General features: G+C 42.5%; 10 protein-coding genes. All 10 read right to left on the bottom strand.

Annotated features, from left to right (window positions below; genetic code table 11):
- Nucleotides 1-89: 89 nt before the first annotated feature.
- A complete protein-coding gene (locus LGO15_RS19380) occupies nt 90-3,020 on the bottom strand; it encodes a carbohydrate binding domain-containing protein (protein ID WP_226085593.1) in 2,931 nt (976 codons plus the stop codon).
- A 119-nt stretch (nt 3,021-3,139) separates the two neighbouring features.
- Nucleotides 3,140-4,474 carry a glycoside hydrolase family 30 protein gene (locus LGO15_RS19385; RefSeq protein WP_226085594.1) on the bottom strand — a complete coding sequence of 445 codons (1,335 nt, stop codon included), beginning with the start codon at nt 4,472-4,474 and terminating at the stop codon, nt 3,140-3,142.
- 18 nt (nt 4,475-4,492) lie between these two features.
- Nucleotides 4,493-7,672: a cellobiose phosphorylase gene (locus LGO15_RS19390; protein WP_226085595.1), complete on the bottom strand. Its 3,180-nt coding sequence runs from the start codon at nt 7,670-7,672 to the stop codon at nt 4,493-4,495.
- 26 nt (nt 7,673-7,698) lie between these two features.
- Nucleotides 7,699-9,033 carry a GH1 family beta-glucosidase gene (locus LGO15_RS19395; protein WP_226085596.1) on the bottom strand — a complete coding sequence of 445 codons (1,335 nt, stop codon included), beginning with the start codon at nt 9,031-9,033 and terminating at the stop codon, nt 7,699-7,701.
- 7 nt (nt 9,034-9,040) lie between these two features.
- Entirely contained in the window at nt 9,041-9,859 is an 819-nt protein-coding gene (locus LGO15_RS19400; protein ID WP_226085597.1) for a glycoside hydrolase family 16 protein, read from the bottom strand.
- A gap of 1,203 nt (nt 9,860-11,062) precedes the next feature.
- Nucleotides 11,063-12,571, bottom strand: a complete 1,509-nt coding sequence (locus LGO15_RS19405) for a response regulator (RefSeq protein ID WP_167834379.1) — start codon at nt 12,569-12,571, stop codon at nt 11,063-11,065.
- Nucleotides 12,564-14,426, bottom strand: coding sequence for a sensor histidine kinase (locus LGO15_RS19410; RefSeq protein WP_226085598.1), 1,863 nt, complete (start codon nt 14,424-14,426; stop codon nt 12,564-12,566). The genes LGO15_RS19405 and LGO15_RS19410 overlap by 8 nt, the downstream gene beginning before the upstream one ends.
- Nucleotides 14,427-14,623: 197 nt before the next feature.
- Nucleotides 14,624-16,279: a type 2 periplasmic-binding domain-containing protein gene (locus LGO15_RS19415; RefSeq protein ID WP_226085599.1), complete on the bottom strand. Its 1,656-nt coding sequence runs from the start codon at nt 16,277-16,279 to the stop codon at nt 14,624-14,626.
- Nucleotides 16,280-16,487: 208 nt separating this feature from the next.
- Entirely contained in the window at nt 16,488-17,315 is an 828-nt protein-coding gene (locus tag LGO15_RS19420) for a carbohydrate ABC transporter permease (RefSeq protein ID WP_167834419.1), read from the bottom strand.
- An 84-nt stretch (nt 17,316-17,399) separates the two neighbouring features.
- Nucleotides 17,400-18,386 carry an ABC transporter permease gene (locus LGO15_RS19425; protein ID WP_167834382.1) on the bottom strand — a complete coding sequence of 329 codons (987 nt, stop codon included), beginning with the start codon at nt 18,384-18,386 and terminating at the stop codon, nt 17,400-17,402.
- Nucleotides 18,387-18,551 lie beyond the last annotated feature (165 nt).

The following is an 18,551-nucleotide window of genomic DNA, read 5'->3' on the forward strand; positions in this document are numbered from 1 at the left end:
ATTACGCTGGCCTAGTCATGATCAAAACTAATTTACTGAAATAGAAGGGAAAGAGGCAGAATGTAATTGCTGTTCTGCCCCTTGAGAACTTAGTTTTTTATGATCCTTACATTGTCTAGATAAACATTTGTTGCTGCATTGCCGTCTAAAATATTGCCAAGTTCAAAGACGATTTTGCCATCGTCATAGGTTTCTTTATCCATCATAAATGTAAAACGATATTGTTTCATTTCATTTGTTAAATCGAAAGTTTGCGTTGGCAAATAGCCAATGAACCATGGATCGAATGACAGCTCTTTCCCTATGTTGACATTCATTTTCCTATGAACGTCCGCCCTTGCATCAAACTCGACGGAATAGCTGCTGCCATTTTCAAATAGCAGGTCCTTCTGAAAGACCTGAGGGGAATACGACGCACCGCCAACTTGTGAAATCGCAACCTTCAGTTCCTCGTTTACACTAGTCATCTCTCCACCCGCGTAACCGCTCCACTGGTCGCCCCACCATGCAGTCCAGCCAGTTGTTCCATCTGAAAATGTTCCATTGTCAATTCCAGGTGTGGTAACAGGCTCTTGCTCGGACGGAGCGTCTTTAACCTTTAACACCACGTTATCGATAAATACATCATGTGAGCCGATTGGTGACAAAGCATCTTTGCCGAGCAGCACCTTGAAGGATACGATTTCATCGGCAGGCATAGTGAACTCATATGTGAATAGCTGCATTTGGCTATTAAGTTGAGGTTTTTCACTCAACCGCCTTATATATTGAGAATTTTCAACTGTGGCCTCAATATTTCTTTCCACGGTAGAACGTGCCTCGAAGCTAAGCTCATAGACTACATCCTTAGCTAGGCTTAATCCTCCCTGTATCAATTGTACACTCCAAGTTTCTTGGCCTTCATTGCTGATAGCCACTTTTGCCTCTCCATTATCCACAGAGATACCAGCTGTTGCATCATAGTGGATATAATTAGTCCACGCATCAAGGCCGCTAGCAAAATCACCATTCTTCAAAGGATATAAATCGATATCTCCATAATCAGGAATATTTGAAGTCTTCAGCAAGACTACATCATCTAAAAAGACATCACCAACTCCGTTTCCAAAACTAAAGACAAGTAGTGCTTCTGAATCAGATACATCTTCTGGCATAGTAAATTCAACTGTGTGCTCTTCCATATTGGAAGTGAGCTCAATTATGTTAATACCAGAGTAATCAGTTGTGCCTGATTTATTCAACAGGGCAGCTTGAATCGTTCTTGTTTCGTCTGCTCTTGCTTTAAAGCTAAGCTTATAATCATTTCCGGCAACCAGGTTCATCCCTTGTTGGTCGAGTTGGATGGCTTCAGGATGGCTGCCACCATCTTCGATTGCTACATGCAGTTCTCTTGTCTCTTCAGATACAGATGCCGTTGCAGCTGCATCTTCAACTGAGAAATTCCAGAATATCATCCGATCCATGCCGCCCTGATCAAATGTTCCGTTATAAACATGATTTCCATCTGGCAGCGGCTGTTTTGGTCCCTCTTCGTCAACAGGTTCCCCTGTAATATCCTCGACTCTCACATTGCCAATCCAAACCGGGTTTGTTCCGTTCCCGCCAAGATTGAATTCAAGTCGTGCTGCGATATCCGTGTCATTCAGCATATCGAAAGTAAATTCGTAGGTTTGCAGGTCGCTTGTAAGGTTGAATGACTCCTCATTTGAATATTTCACCCAGCCTCGTTCAGCGCCAGCACCGACTTTGACCATCATGCTTCTGGCAGCGTCCGACTTTGCATCAAAGCTGACTTTGTACTTCCCGCCGTTGCCAAGAGAGATGTTCTGAATCATTTGTAGGGAATAAAGCTGTGAACCTGGATTTTCGATAATTGTTTTTGCAAAATTCTTGCCTTCGATTTCCTCCAGTTCTAATCTGCCGGCTCCTCCGAAATCTGGTAACTTCACAAAGTTCCAATGCATAGTATCTAGTGCTTCACCAGACTGATCTACAATTGTAATCGGTTCTTCATAATTCTGATCATAAACTAAATTCCCATCCTCCAATGGCTGCTTCGCATCTGCAGGAAGCACAACAGGCCCTGCCACTGGTTCAACCGGCTCGCGATAATCGCGTTTTTTTAAATCGTATACTCTGACATAGTCGACTTCCATCTGGCTTGGGAAAATCGTCGTCTCGTCCACTTCCCCGTCAAACCAGCCGCCAACTGCGAGGTTCATAACTAAATAGAATTCCTGATCAAACGGTGCTGGGTAAGCAAAGTTTGCGGCGTTATCCGTTCCTTTTGAATACCATTTGTTCTGAGTTTGATAGAGTTCGCCATCCACATACCATCGCAGCTCTCCAGGTTCCCATTCGAGGGCATATGTATGCCATTTGTCGATGCCTCTGTTTTTGGGAAGCTCGAATTCCTTGCCGGTATACTTGTTATTTGGCCAGCCTTCGCCATAATGAATTGTTCCTGACACTGTATTTGGTCTGCTTCCCCATGCCTCCATAATATCGATCTCACCTGAGGCTGCCCAGGCACCATATTTATCGTCCTCTGGAAGCATCCAGAGCGCAGGCCAAAGTCCTTTACCTGTTGGCAGTTTTGCCTTGATTTCGTATCGGCCGTATTTTTTGCTGAACAGACCCTTTGTCTTCAACTTGGCAGAAGTATAATCATATGTGCCGAATTGATCCGTAACCTGTTCTTTTTTCGCTTTTATAACCAGCTTTCCATCTTCAATGAAGGCGTTCTCACTAGAATCTGTATAATACTCTTTTTCATTGTTCCCCCAGCCATTGGTGATTCCATTCCCATCCTCATCAACGATCCAGTTCCCAATATCATAGGTCCATTTGCTGCGGTCGATTTCCGGGCCGCTGAACTCATCTGACCAGACAAGCGACCACTCTGATTTGTTCTGTTTGTTTTTCAGTTCACCATTTCCTGGTTTATCTTTAGGAGCTGCGATACTGGCTGCAGGTAAAATCATCATGGCACTCAGCAAAAGAGCCAAGGTCTTCTTCATACCAATTCCTCCTTCATTATTTTACAAGCGTTAAAAGACTTCTAAAATAAATCCACCTCCTTTTCATGTTAATCACAAAGCGTAAAGCATATTTTGTCATGACAAGGAGGTGGCAAAGCTTAATTTTCTAGAATGAATGTTGTAATCGAATGACCCGGCATCTCGGCTGTGGCAGTCTTGCCTTCGATTGATAATGAGAATGACTGTGTGCTGTCTGCATCATTCATGACCACGGCAACAATGGATCCATCTTCATTTTGGAAGGATACTGCTTTTAAAGAATCGGCAGTTAGTTCATGTCCAATTCTAACTGCGTTCGGCTTAATGTATTTGCTGAAGTGTCCAATATAATAAAAGGAGCTGTTATAGTGAACCTCACCCGTCTTGGTATCGACAATCACCGGTGCATCGCAATAATTGCCTACATGGTTTGGCCCGCCCTGTTCGTTCAGGACGATATTCCAGTCAATCCAGCCTTCAAGCCAGTTGTTGATATCACCCATGATGTTCCTTGCGTAACGTTCGCCAGTATGCCATGCGCCCAACTGTACTCCGCCTTCAATGCAGCCTTCTGTGAAAATCAGGTGCTTCTCAGGGAAGGCTTCATGAATCTTGCTCAAATTCTCGAATTCTTCTGATACATACCAGTGGAGGCCTGTTCCCCAAATATATTTTGCAGCCTCTGAATCTGATAAAATCGTCTTTGCCCGCTCAAAGGCGATATCCCGGTTGTGGTCCCAGATGATGATTTCCTTGTCGCCAAGGCCTTCCTGTTCCATTACAGGTCCTAAATGATTTTTAACGAAGTCGCGTTCTTCTTCGGCACTATATCTGCAGGAATCCCACACTTGAGTGGCCTCCGGTTCATTTTGAACGGTGATTCCCCAGATCGGGATTCCTTCTGCTTCCATTGCCTTGATATATTTTGTGTAATACAAAGCCCATGTTCCATAAAATTCAGGCTTCAGCTTCCCGCCATTGTTCATTTCATTATTCGTCTTCATCCAGGCTGGAGGGCTCCAGGGAGAAGAAAGGATCGTCAATTCTTCTCCCCTGGCCTTTACAGCATCCTTTATGAGCGGAAGTACATATTTGTTTTCACGCTCTATTGAAAAGGTTTTAAGTTCCGTATCATTCTCTTCAACATAAGTGTAATTCTCTAAAGCAAAATCACAGCTATGGATATGGGTCCTGCCCAGGCTGTAACCAAGACCTGTCTTCTGGTTAAAATAGCTGTCGATTATTTTTGCGCGTTCTTCACCGGGAATTTGCGCCAGTGTGTAAGCAGCTGCCTCTGTAAAAGCTCCGCCAAATCCCATGAAGGTTTGATATTTCTTTTCTGAATCAAGCTTCATCGCGAGATCTTGGCCAGGCTCATCTGTAAAAGAAATATTTCCCTTGTCAGCAAAACGTTCTCCGGTATTCTTAGCTGTCTGAATCATTTTTAATTCCATGTGTCAGCACCTCATCAATTAATCTAGGTAAACATCTATCTTTGAAACTTTTCCTTCCCTAACAGCTTGTGCATAGGATTCTTGCAGCTGTTCGCCATGCACCTCAACCACTTCACCATTCATATGGAGTCCATATTTGACTGTCTTAGCTCCATCGTCACCGAAAGTATCTTTCCTTGATGGATTGTGATAGGTTACTAGAATCTTGCCAAGCATTGTAAATTGAACCTTGCCCTCTGAATCGAAAAGCCATGAAGGAAGAATCGGCTCAAGCTTCAGTGTCAATCCTTCTTCATTTACGCTAAAAAGCTTTTTCCCCATCATCATCAATTGCCAGATGCTTAAGAATTCAGCTGTTGTCCCACTCAGCCTCGCGACAAAACCTTGTCCATGAAGACTCGCATCAGGGTTCACGCTGCTCGCGATAAAGGATGAGTTTTCCAGGACGCTTCTTCCATACACTTCCGCATCCATGAATGGTGGCATTGCATAGTTGATATCTTCATAGAACTCATCATATAATCCGGACTTCAGGACACTGAGGAGATACTTGAATTCCATATGCATGAAGATGGACTCACGCTCAAGCCAACCAGGAGTGAAAGCCCTCGCACGACCGATATCAAAGGTTTGGTCTTCGAGAGATCCAGAAGTTTTATACATTTTCAGCTTCGCATCGTAAATTTCCGAGTTCCTTACATGCTGATATGTCGATTTTGCTGTTTGCTGATCGGCAGTTTTCAGCGCCCTTGCAGGCCCTTCCAGGAAATGCGGTAAAGCAGATACTTCGAAGGTTTTGACCTTGACTAACGGCAAGCCCTTTTTATTCAGGATTTCATTTCCGTTGTCATCGACGATTTTCTCCCAGTCAGCAGCTTCGAAAGAGAAATACGTAGGAATCAGCCCATTGCCAAGCTCCGTCGCCTTGTCAATTCCTGCTTTAGTCTTAAGAAGCATTTGCTGTGCATAAGCAGTAAGCTTTTGTAACTCGATGGTCTTTTCCGTACCTTCAAAGCCGTTTTTCACTAACTCGCGATATTTTTCACGGGCAGCCGCTGTTTGATCCCAGTAGCTGTAATCGTCCAGCTCGCCATTTTCAAATTGTTTCAGAAGTACCACAACTGTTTCAGCCAGATCGACCACTTCTGTAGGAAGTGTAACCTCCAGCTCACCAACTTCTCCAGAAGAAATGACGAATTCCAGGAGGCGTTTCAGCTCTAATGTCTCACTCATTGCTGAACCGAAGATCCCTGGCAGGCCATTCATGGAATCATTCCAGCCTGGCTTATTCGCTTCCATTTCCATACCCATACCATATGGATCCAATGTAGAAAATTTCAGCAATGCCAGTGACAACAGTTTGCTGTAAAGATTGGATGTAAAGAATTCACCGTCAGGCTTCCTCACCCAATTTGACTCTTTCTGGTGACCAAATTCAGTGATGGCATCGTATTGACGGACCTTGCCATTAGCCAGGACATATTTTTCAGAACGCGGATTCACAAATACAGGGCTGTGGAAGTATTTGTAGCCATAATCATCGAACAATAGCTGCGCTTTATTTTCCGGATAAACCTTCAAATAATTTTCAACCAGATCAAGATTGTACGTCCAGTGGTCCATCCAGTAGCCTTCTCCAAACTCCGCTTCAATGTTCTGGTAACTCCTTGAAAGAACCTTTTTCAGGAAATCCGGAAGTGAGGATGTAAGCTGAATATCGCTGTCCGAAATCGTTTGTAGTAAATCGCCTGGTGTATAGGTTCCGCTCAGCTTCTTCTTAATGAATTCAGCGTCCTTCTGCTGAGGAACCAGTTCATCCAGCCATCCCCAATCAGACTGATTTCTTAGTTCAAAGCTTGCTCCTTTTACAACGAGCGGGTTATAGCCATCCGCCTGGATCAGGCTCATGAACAGCTTGATATTGTAGTCTCCCGTCTCAGGATGGAAAAACACATCATTCCTGCGGTTCTGGTTCACATCACGGAAATTTCCGTTTCCCTGCGAGAAGTATTCAGGTGCAAGCGAGAAAAAGTTATAATCCCTCTCCAAATCTCCGTGCTTGCGGGAAAAAACATAATAAGTAAACGCAGAATCATCCGTCTCCAATGCAATAGGAAAACCGCCGCGCAGTACATTGTCAAGGTAGCTTTGGTTTACATAGGCATCAAATAACGGTGACGCTGTCTTTGTTTCAACATCCCTCGTAATCTCCGTAACAAGACTTTGCGCTTCTTCGTATTTTCTTTCCATATATCCAGCAGCTCTAATGTCAGCTGCTTTTTCATTGATAATTTCAATGTCCTTCACATGGCCGACTAGTGTATGGAAGCTCAGCTTCCTACCTTGCTCAAGCACTCTCTCCAAACCGGAGAAACCGCAAGGAACCTTATTGGAGGTTACCGGCTCAGCAGCTAATGCCTCTTTGATGGATACTCTGTCAAACTCGTCAGGATATGACAGCGAACTGTTTGAACCAAAAACCAAATCCGCGTCCACGATTGGTTTGATCAGTTGCCCTTCATCATCAAAGCTTAAATAAAAATGTCCCTTTGATACTTCTTCAACTTCCGCCGAATCATTCGTTGATGACCGGACTCGGTAATATGGAATGCCATTTTCCAGATTGAATACATCCATCCAGCTTTTCAGCGTATTTCCAACTGCTTTATAGGCCGCATCATCAATTCCGAAGGGGATGATTGCAGGAAGTCCATCAATGACCTCAAGTTCAAGCGGACCATCAGAAAGATTCTCGACTTCTACCTTTCTAACGAGAGCGCCAAAGTTCTCATTCGGAAGTGTGAAATACGTTATTACCGTTTTCACGCCATATTGATGGTTGATTTCTTCCAGCTTCATTTCATTTTCTTTTATAGACATCGTTCTCTTTCGGTCTTTTTTACTGCCGTATGAAGAGAATGGCTCGAAAACGGTGCTTCCATTCAGCTTGATAAAAGTGCGGAAACCATTGGTTCCTACTCGCTGATATGCCTGGTTTGCAGGGAAAAATTCAGTTATAGCATGATTTTTATCCTGCACACCGAAACTGACGATTCCCTGCCCTCTGTTGACGTAGAACGCCCAGATTGGTATTCCGTATAAACCTGCCAGACCAGGAAGGAAGCTTGAGAATGTTTTGGCCTGGTCAAATTCCTCGATTACAAGATATTGATTATCATCAAAGCGGTATCTTTCCATTATTGATCACTCCGAAGTCATTGGATTTAGATTGAACGGTTCCTGATTATTTCTGCATAACGGTAGCCGCTATCCTTAAGGATTCTTTCCTGAGTTTCAAAATCAACATATGTGATCCCAAAACGTTTGTCGTAGCCAAATGCCCATTCAAAATTGTCGAGCAACGACCATAGATAATATCCGGCGATGTTCATGCCCTCTTCATTAAGTTCCGCAACCGCACGGATATGTTTTTCAACATAGTCCTGCCTGCCGGAATCATGGACTCGGTGGTCATCCGAAACATGATCATCGAATGCCGAGCCATTTTCAGTTATATAGATAGGGAGATTCGTATACTCTTTGCGCAAGCGGTGAATCAGTTCCTTAAATTCAGCCGGCGATATATCCCATCCCATTCCGGTCTTAGGATAATCTGAATAGGCACTCCTGAACAGGAAATCCGATGCTGCATTGAATTCAACAAGGCTGCGATTATAATAGTTGATGCCAAAGAAATCACACTCGACCGAAATCTTCTCCAAGTCTCCTTCCTGGATGAAGTCGAAGGAATGGACATATTTGGAAAACAAATTCATCATATCCGCTGGGTAAGATCCTTTTAGCACAGGATCCAGGAACCATCTGTTAGTGTAGCCATCCGCATTATTGGCAGCCAACTGATCATTGGCAGAATTGCTTGCCGGGTAAATTGGTGACAGATTAAGCGTAATGCCGATCGGAGTTGACGAAGCAAATTTTCCTTTCAGCAGGGAAACTGCTTCCCCATGGGATAGAAGCATATGGTGGACAGCCTTCACCGCCTCATCCATATTGGTATGTCCAGGAGCATGAACACCCTGATGATAGCCGAGGAAACCTGCGCACCACGGTTCATTATGGGTAATCCACATTTCCACATGCTCATCAAGTTCCTCAAAGCATTTGTCGGCATACTCCATGAACCAATTGACGGATTCTCTGTTTGTCCAGCCGCCTTTTTCATGTGCCCACATTGGCAAATCCCAGTGGTAAAGAGTAACAGCTGGCTTGATGCCATTTTCATTCAAAAGTGTTATTAGCTTTTTATAAAAGTCCATTCCAGCTTCGTTATACTTGCCTTGCTCCGGGAAAATCCTTGGCCAGGCAATCGAGAAGCGATAAGAATCCACACCAAGCGTTTTTAAAATTTCAATATCCTTTTCATATAAGTGGTAATGGTCACAGGCGATATCCCCGTTATCCATATTGAAGACCTTTCCGGGAGTCCGGGAAAACGTATCCCATATTGAAAGGGTTCTGCCATCTTCCTGGTAGGCCCCTTCAATTTGATAGGATGATGTTGCTGTACCAAAAATAAAATCCTTAGAAAACTTGTTCATCTTCTGTTCACCTCTGCTGTATTTGTTTTTCTCTTTTGTAAACTTTAATGTAATCAACTGTCATCCGTTGAGGAAACTGGGTTGTTTCATCAGGATATCCCGGCCACTTTCCGCCAACAGCTAGATTCAGCTGCATGTAGAACTCGCGGTCAAACGGCGCAAACCCTGCTTGCTGCTCCTCTGAATCCGGAGCTTTACTGAACCATTCAGTCTGCCTTGCATACAGGACATCGTCCACGTACCATCTGAACTCTCCTGGTTCCCAATCAAGGGTAAAGACATGGAAATTCTCAGAGAACTTCTTGTTTTCAGGCAGTGTGTAATTTTCTCCTGTATAGGTATGGGGCATGCCATAGTGCAGCGTTCCATAAACCGTACCAGGCTCATGTCCGATCAGCTCCATGATGTCGATTTCTCCGCAGGCTGGCCATCCTGTGTACAGTTCCATATCTTCTGGCATCATCCAGATTGCCGGCCAGATCCCCTGGCCTTCAGGCAACTTCGCTCGAATTGAAAATCGTCCGTAAGTCCAGGCAGCCTTGCCTCTCGTCGTTAATTTAGCGGAGGTATAATCCATCCCGTTATACTCCTCATTCCTTGCCTCTAGCACCAGCATGCCATTTTCAATCCGCGCATTTTCTTTCCGTCTTGTATAGAACTGGGATTCTTCATTGCCAAACCCTGTTCCCGCTTCAACGAAATTCCACTTACTTTCATCTATATCAGGTAGGTCAAAGTTCTCTTCCCACACCAAGCTCCACTCTGCTTCAGTTTTTGAAAGCGTCATCATTTCTTTATTTAATTTCCCCTGATTTTTTTGCTCCACCTAAACTTCCCCTTTCAGAAACTGATTGTTTCGAACAAAATATATCTCAATTCCTATTCTACCTTTGCCAGCAAAGCATCTTGAGATAGAGAATTTTGTTTAGGGTGTCAATATTTTAGAAGAACGGAATTCCGGGTGAAAACACTTCCAAAAACTCCTAAAAATTCTGTGTTAACGGCCAAAATGGAGGATTTTCATAGAGTTTGCTGAGCTTAGTGCTGCTTCGGACAAAATGATGTAGCACCATCGCTGTTTTGTCCGAACCTAGGGCTACTTCAGACAAAATGAAGTCGCACCTACGAGTTTTTGGCCGAACTCGGAGCTACTTCAGACAAAATGAAGACGCATCAACGAGTTTTTGGCCGAACCCGGGGCCACTTCGGACAAAATGAAGACGCATCAACGAGTTTTTGGCCGAACTCGGAGCTACTTCAGACAAAATGAAGTAGCACCTACGAGTTTTTGGCCGAACCCGGGGCCACTTCAGACAAAATGAAGACGCATCAGCGAGTTTTTGTCAGAACTCGGGGGCACTTCGGACAAAATGAAGACGCACAGACAATATTTTGTCCGAACCCGGAGCTACTTCGGACAAAATAAGGTCGCACAGGCGGTACTTTGTCCGAACCTGGGGCTACTTCAGACAAAATGAAGACGCATCAACGGTTTTTTGTCCGAACTCGGGGGCACTTCGGACAAAATGAAGATGCACAGACAATATTTTGTCCGAACCCGGAGCTACTTCGGACAAAATAAGGTCGCACAGGCGGTACTTTGTCCGAACCTGGGGCTACTTGAGACAAAATGAAGACGCATCAACGGTTTTTTGTCCGAACTCGGGGGCACTTCAGACAAAATGAAGACGCATCAACGGTTTTTTGTCTGAACCTGGGTTTACTTCAGACAAAATGAAGACGCATCAGCGAGTTTTTGTCCGAACCTGGGGCTACTTCAGACAAAATGAAGACGCATCAACGGTTTTTTGTCCGAACTCGAGGGCACTTCAGACAAAATGAAGACGCATCAACGGTTTTTTGTCCGTACCCGGGGCCACTTCAGACAAAATGAAGACGCATCAACGGTTTTTTGTCCGAACCCGGAGCTACTTCAGACAAAATGAAGACGCATCAGCGAGTTTTTGTCCGAACTCGGGGGCACTTCGGACAATCCCTAAATAGAAAAAGAGAGCCTATTCAGCTCTCTTCATCCGTTCTTTTCGCGATATTCTTTTGGTGATATTCCCTCAACATCCCGGAATACCCGTGCAAATTGCTTGGGATTTTTATACCCTACCATTTCACTGATTTCGAGTATTTTAAAATCTGTCTCTTCCAGCAGTTTTTTTGCGCTTTCCACTCTGACCATTTTTAAGTAATCAACGAAGTTTTGGCCGATATATTCCTTGAACATATGACTGAAATAGGAATAATTCAAGGAAATGTAATTGGCGACGACTGCTAAATTCAAGTCCTTATGATAATTCTCCCTGATATACGCAATGGCACGGTCCATATACTTTTGCTCTGAATATACGGACTTCATTTGTTTATGGTACTCATGGATTCTCATCAGCAAATCTTCAAGTGCATGGAAGTATTCATGGAAGTTATCGAAGTTATAGATATTGTCGATTTTATTCAAAAGCTCGAACGTAACAAGAGATTCTTCTCCCAGCCGCTTGAAAAAGCCTTTAAAAATCGTTTCGTTGATTTCCTTGTTGAGATTTTCAAGATAATCAATGCTGCTGTGGGCAATCAGATCAAAATCCATAACCTGCCTTAGGTTTTCTTTAATTTCCTTCTCACGTTCAGTCCCCAGCATATTGGATATTTTATTGATTAAATCTGCCGGAAGAGATTCTACCTCTGGTTTCTCCTTGATATTCTCATATAAAATGATCTGTCGTCGCGGATAAAGGAAATGGTACTTCAGGGCAGTGACTGCCTGACCATAGGTTTTTCTCAAGTCTCGTAAGTCCGACTCTCTTTCACTTATTCCGATCGTAAAAACCAAATGCCTGTCTCTTCCAAGCTGTTCCTTCAATAAGGTAAATAATTCAATATCCGCTGAAATGATCGTTACCCGGCCGTCTTTATCCAGAAATGGAATCGTGTCGCTACTGGAAAGGAGCAGCTGATTAATTTTACTGAGAAAATCTTCTCCTCCGACATCTCCATCCGCTTCAATGATCCCTACATAATACCCTTCAGGAAAGGATTCAATCTTCATTTTCTTGTAAAGATCTTCTACTACTCCTTCTTGAATATTAGGGTTGAGCAAAATGTAATTCAGTTGGCTTGCACGGTATTCATCCATGTGCTGGTAGGTCATTTTTTGGCTTTGTTCCAGTTCTTCCATGATCAGATTCAATGATTTGAATAGCTCTGTCCTGTTGACCGGCTTAAGCAGGTAATCCTTTACCTTATGCTTGATCGCTTCCTTGGCATACGTAAAATCATCATATCCACTGAGGATCAACAGTGACGGTTGAATTTCTTTTTGTTGGAGCTCCTTGATTAACTGAATTCCATCCATCCTCGGCATTTTAATATCCGTAATGACGATATGCGGTTCTTTTTCCTGTATAAGTTCAAGGGCTTCCTGGCCATCTGAAGCAATGAATGTTTCTAAATCTGGAAATTCCCGCTTGATCATAGCCTGTATGCCTAATCTAATATTTTTCTCATCATCAGCTATAAGGACTTTATACACTTTGGCTGCCCCCTTTCATTATTTTACAAGGCATTTTTACCGTCACCATCGTGAATTCGCCTTTGACGCTTGTAACAAACACTCCGTATTCTTTGCCATAGTAGAGTTGGATTCTCTCATTCACATTATGGATTCCAATTCCATTCCCGCCTTTTGAGACAGGAACCTTATTTGCCACCCCTGTACGGATTGATTCATTGAGAGCTTCACACTCCTTAACTGTCATCCCGATGCCATTATCCTTTAACTCAATGATGACATAATCATCAGAACATCTGGCACTTACCTGCAAGATTCCCTCTGTTTTCTCATGGTTAGGAATGATTCCATGCTTGATCGCATTCTCAATGATCGGCTGCAGTGACATTTTCAAAACTTCCTGATCACGCAGTTCATCCGGGACATCAATATCCAGGGTGAGCAATCCATCTAAACGGAGATTCATAATATCGACATAGTTTTTTATATAATTCAATTCTTCATCAAGAACAACAAAGTCATTTTTCCATTTGAGGTTGTAACGCATCATTTCTCCCAGTGACGTAACTGAGTCTGAAATAGCGTATTGCCCTTCAATTTCAGCCATCATCTTGATGTTCTCCAGGGTGTTGTAAAGAAAATGCGAATCAATTTGGGTTTTCAAAGCCTTCAATTCTGTTTCTTTTGCCGTTGCCTGTTTGTTGACAGCGTCGGCAATCAATCCATTCATTTTACCAAGAAGGCTTTTAAAATGAAATGCCAGTTCCGAAATCTCATCCTGTCCGTCAATCTCGACATCGACCGAAAAATCCCCTTGTTCTACCCGCTTCATCGAGTCCTTCAGCTTGTACATTTTTTTCAGGAGCAATAAGATCAACACATACGTGACAAATGAAAGAACAATGACAAGGAATATAATCCCGCTAAAGATGATGTTCCTCGTTTTAGCCGTTTCTGCATAAAGACCTTCTAGAGAAATAACATTCAGCAGATACGCATCCAAATCATCAATATAAGCAGTAATGACAAGGAAAGGAGTTTCATTGTTCTTGAATTCAAAACTTCCGGTTCCTTCGTGCTTTGATTGGTTGAACTTACGTTTTAGTTCTTCAGTGTCAATCCCCTCATCTTCAAAAAAGGTGTGGTGAAAGTTCCTGATCATATTGTTATCCTTATCGATGACCACATAGACTGAGTCAGGGTCCTGTACCGTACTGAACATCTTAGGGAAAAAGTTTTTTAGGAACATATTTATTTCAATTATGCCCAAATGTTCATCCTTTGGATAATCGAGCTCGCGTAACAATGAGATTTTCGCTGTGTTTTGTGATGGCAGCCTTTCCAGAACATCCTCTGTCTGTTGATCAAACCACCATACCTCCATTCCATTCCTGTTGATAACCTCTTCCCTCCATGGCTTTTCCATGATTCGTTCTTCTTTAAATAGAATCGGCCACATTTCGGTTATATACGGATTGGTGGTGTACAGACGGATATTTTCAATCGCTGGGTTATTAGCCTGCAGCCTTGTGACATTCGATAGCTCATTCATTCTGAAATCAATTAACTGATTGATATTGGCTTCGTTCCTGCTTTTGACAAAGTCAATGAATTCTATGTCCGAAACGACCATTTGGGCCGTTCGCCTCATTGATTCAATATTGTTCTTTATATGGATTTTCTCGATTTCAAGAGCATTTTCACTTTTAATCCTTATTTCATTGATTGCCCTGTCATACACATTGCTGGAAAAGATCGAGATAAAAATGATAATAGGAATAATGATAATGAGAATATATAAGGCAATCAGTTTTTGCTGCAGCGAAAGCCTGTCAATGCTTTTTGCTGCCTTATTGAGTTTTTTTGGAAAGTTCATCTGTCTCACATCCATCTTTTATCCACATAAAAATTATAAATCTTATATAAGGTACAAAACGTATTAATCTGTTTCAATTCAATGAATATTTTTCATACAAGATTTCTTTTGTACATGACTTTACCAAATAAGCAGGAACAGACTGCCCCTTCAAGAAAATTAATTCAAGAAGGAACAGTCTTTCCTAAAGTCTTTATTTAACTTGCTGCATCAAGTTTCTCTTTGTTCTTTTCGTAGATTTCTTGCTGATACTTTTCAACTTTTTCATAGCCGAATGAATCACGTTTCTTCAGGAAGTCGTTGAAGATCTTATCGAATTCTTTATCAGATTTAGCTAACAGAAGCTTAGGAAGAGTTTTGCCCCATTCCTGAGCGATTTTGCTTGCTGCTACACCTTCAGCGGAAGTTCCAGTCGGGCTGATGCCGTCAAATTCAGCATAGCTGACTGTCTTTCCTTTCGTCCAGTCTTCCATTTGCTTGAATGGTTCAGAAGCTGGCGGTGCCCAGGCAAGGCTCATGTTTGTATCCATTAGCATCCAGTATTTGAATGAAGCACCATACTGCTGGTCAAATGCAGCGCGGTCTTTGTTCAATAGCTCTAGAACCTCTGGCTTGAATTCAGGCTTGCCGTTAACCATGTCATACGTTTCGCCTTCTTTGCCCATGTAAAGGTCCATTTGTCCTTCTTCACTGATCATGTAAGTCAAGAATTGAATTGCTCTTTCTTTGTCTTTTACATCTTTAGAAATCAAAGTCACTGTCCAGCCTGAGATGCTGTCACCTGCTAATGCAGGGCCGTCTCCATTAGAGTTCGCTGGGCCGTCAACTGCGATATACACTGAATTAGGATCTTTTGCATACAATGCGTGTTGTTGCGCTGCAAGGTCACTGCGCTGGTAAAGCATTGCGAAGTATCTGCCTTGTGAAATCTTTTCTTCCATCTGTGGACGCTTGTCAATGAAGATATCCTTCGCAAGAAGTCCTTTGTCATTTGCTTCTCTGAAAGTCTTTAACCAAGCAAGATACTCAGGATCCTGGCTGCGGTCATAAACCTTACCGTCTTTTTCCATAGGGATATTCAGGAAGTTCTGCAGATAGCCTTCAAGAGAAGTATTACCTACATCAGTAAACTCATTCAACCCAAATGGAATCAATGGCGCACCATTCACTTCAGGGAATTCCTTCTTAGCAGCTTCAAGAGCCTTCAAGAATCCTTCTGGAGTGCTCATATCAGGGCTGCCAATCGCTTCATACATATCCTTTCTTACAAGGAATGTCTGGTTGGACGGCTTAAGGTCTTTATACTTGTCAAAATCCTTTGGTGAAGAAGAAGCATTCGGGTAGCCATACGTGTTGCCATCTTCTTGCTTATACCATTCTACTTTTGCTCCATCTGCTACTTTATAAAAATATGGATCATATTGGTCTGCAAGTTCATTTAATGGAAGGACAAGTTCACCTTCGATCATTTTCTTGACAGCATCTTCCCACCAGCCGATTGTGATGAAATCAGGTAGCTTTCCAGATGCGATCATAGTGTTCATTTTCTCTGCTTCGTTTCCAGCAGGTGAGATAAAGTTGACTGAAACACCTGTCTTATCCGTTACATACTTGGAAACAGCATCGTCACCCCATTTATGCGCGAACCATGAAAAGTTCACATACCAATCAAACGTAATTGGATCCTTATTGGATTGCCAGCCAGGAGCATCAGCTGTCGCTTTTGGTTTGTCTGCGTCCTTTTCATCGGAAGCGTTTTCATTTGTCTTGCTGGAACAGCCTGAAAATAGTGCTAAAACCAATGATAGAACAAGCAATAATGAAAAGCCTTTGGAAAAGAATTTTCTCCTCATTTTTTGACCCTCTCTCTTGTTTGTTTTTTTGGGGCCACATTATTAAATGTACACTGCTTTAAAAGGGCAGGAAAGGCTTTTTTCCTAACTACCAGCCTTTCCCAAGATCAGAAGGGGGTATCCTTCACACATAAAGCAGGACAATCGATAATGAAGCCAGATATTTAAATTTCTTCATTGAAGAAAAATTTAAATCGAAGTTAACAGATCAACCTTTTACTGAACCAATCAGCATTCCTTTTACAAAGTATTTTTGCAGGAATGGATAGACTAACATGATTGGAAGTGTTGTAACAACCATCGTTGCCAGTTTGATAGACTGGGATGTTACCGTCTTAGTGGCAATCGATCCTGCTGCATTCGTCATCATCTGGTTAGAGCTGGACTCAGCAACAACCTTGTATAGATAGGTCTGAATTGGCTGCAGGTCAGGATTATTCACGAAAATAACTCCGGCAAAATAGTCATTCCATTGATATACTCCCTGGAACAATGCGATTGTTGCGATAACCGGCATAGAAAGCGGGATGATTACTTTTATAAAAATCTCAAAATCATTTGCTCCATCTATTTTTGCGGCTTCCTCAAGAGAAGTTGGCAATTCCCTGAAGAACGATACAAAGATGATCAGATGAAAGAAGTTGAACATTGTCGGGATAATATAGACCAGGAAGTTATCAAACAACCCTAGGTCCCTAATCAATAGGAAGTAAGGAATCAATCCACCGCTGAAGAACATTGTGATGACACCGACCAGCATGTAGAAATTCCTGCCGTAAAGGTCACGTCTTGAAATGGCATAGGCAACCATTGCGGTGAAAAATACATGGGTGATTGTTCCGATTACTGTTTTAGCAATTGTCACCCCAAACGATGTAACAATGCCTGGCGTTTCAAAAACTGCCTTGTAGTTTTCTAAAGTGAACTCTCGCGGCCACCAGTAAATTCCGCCTCGCATGGCATCAACGCCATCATTCAATGAGTTGACGAGAACATACCAGATCGGGTAGACCGTAATCGCGCAGATAAAGAGCATGATGAGAATGTTAACGTTGTCAAAGATATATTCGCTTGTTGTTCGCCGGTTCCGTTTAAAAAGCTTAAACACAACCCCACCCCCTTAGAATAAAGATGTTCCATTCAGTTTCTTCGTAATCTTGTTAGCAGACAAGAGAAGGATAAAGGCAATGATTGCTTTTAATAACCCAACTGCTGTTGCGTAAGAGTAACGGGCGTTCTGGAGTCCCATTTGATAGACATAAATATCAATTACATTACTAGCGCTTTCATTCAAAGAGTTACGCAGGATCAATATTTGATCGAAGTTTGAATTCAAGACACCGCTTACAGCAAGAATGAACAGGATTGTGATCGTTGGACGAATCGACGGCAATGTAACATGCCACATCTTTTGGAAGCGATTAGCTCCATCAATCGTTGATGACTCGTATAATTCAGGTGATACACCAGCGATTGCTGCTAGATAAATGATGGCTGACCATCCAAGCTCTTTCCAAATATCTGAAAGAATGACGATTGCCCAGAAGTTATCAGGTTCAGCAAGGAAGTTTGTACGCTCGCTGATTAATCCTAAACCTAGCAAAATATCGTTAATGACTCCGATATCTGCCAGCCAGGTAGTCAAAATTCCGCCAAGCACTACCCAAGAGATAAAGTGCGGCAGGTAAGAAATGGTCTGAACCGCTTTCTTAAGCTTCATGGAAGTTAGCTCATTAAGTAAAAGTGCAAAAATGATTGGAAGCGGGAAACCAATGAGTAATTTTATCAAGCTGATACCAAGTGTGTTTTTCAGGACGATCCAAAAGTTTTCATCCTGAATGAATTCCTTGAACTGCATCAAGCCAACCCATGGTGCTTCTGAGATTGTCTTTATGATGCTGTATTCCTTAAATGCGATGATTAACCCATACATTGGGATATAGTTAAAGATGAACATCCAAACTACCCCGAGAAGAGCCATCGTTTGCAAATACTTTTGAGAAATGATTGTCTTTTTGATTTTTTTAATTTTTTCTTTTTTTGTAGGCTCTGCCAATATGGTGTCGCTGACTTGTTGTTCGACCGGCTGTTGGATCTTGACTTCCATTTCTTCACCACCTTAGTTGCTGTTGTCTTTCTTGTACCTTTATCATAGAAAAAAGGGCTTACATTTATAAGCCATCGAATTTTGCTTATGGTACCAATTTTTTAGTTTTTGGGTGATAGAGCAAAATATTGATACCATCATATTGGTATCGTTTTCACGGAAGAC

The organism is Mesobacillus sp. S13 (assembly GCF_020422885.1).
In the GTDB taxonomy this organism is placed as follows: Bacteria; Bacillota; Bacilli; order Bacillales; family Cytobacillaceae; genus Mesobacillus; species Mesobacillus selenatarsenatis_A.

Coding starts and splice junctions, on each gene's coding strand:
- LGO15_RS19395 (WP_226085596.1), bottom strand. CDS start 9,033: ATGAACAAGTTTTCTAAGGATTTTATTTTTGGTACAGCAACATCATCC.
- LGO15_RS19390 (WP_226085595.1), bottom strand. CDS start 7,672: ATGGAAAGATACCGCTTTGATGATAATCAATATCTTGTAATCGAGGAA.
- LGO15_RS19380 (WP_226085593.1), bottom strand. CDS start 3,020: ATGAAGAAGACCTTGGCTCTTTTGCTGAGTGCCATGATGATTTTACCT.
- LGO15_RS19415 (WP_226085599.1), bottom strand. CDS start 16,279: ATGAGGAGAAAATTCTTTTCCAAAGGCTTTTCATTATTGCTTGTTCTA.
- LGO15_RS19385 (WP_226085594.1), bottom strand. CDS start 4,474: ATGGAATTAAAAATGATTCAGACAGCTAAGAATACCGGAGAACGTTTT.
- LGO15_RS19425 (WP_167834382.1), bottom strand. CDS start 18,386: ATGGAAGTCAAGATCCAACAGCCGGTCGAACAACAAGTCAGCGACACC.
- LGO15_RS19420 (WP_167834419.1), bottom strand. CDS start 17,315: ATGCTCTTTATCTGCGCGATTACGGTCTACCCGATCTGGTATGTTCTC.
- LGO15_RS19410 (WP_226085598.1), bottom strand. CDS start 14,426: ATGAACTTTCCAAAAAAACTCAATAAGGCAGCAAAAAGCATTGACAGG.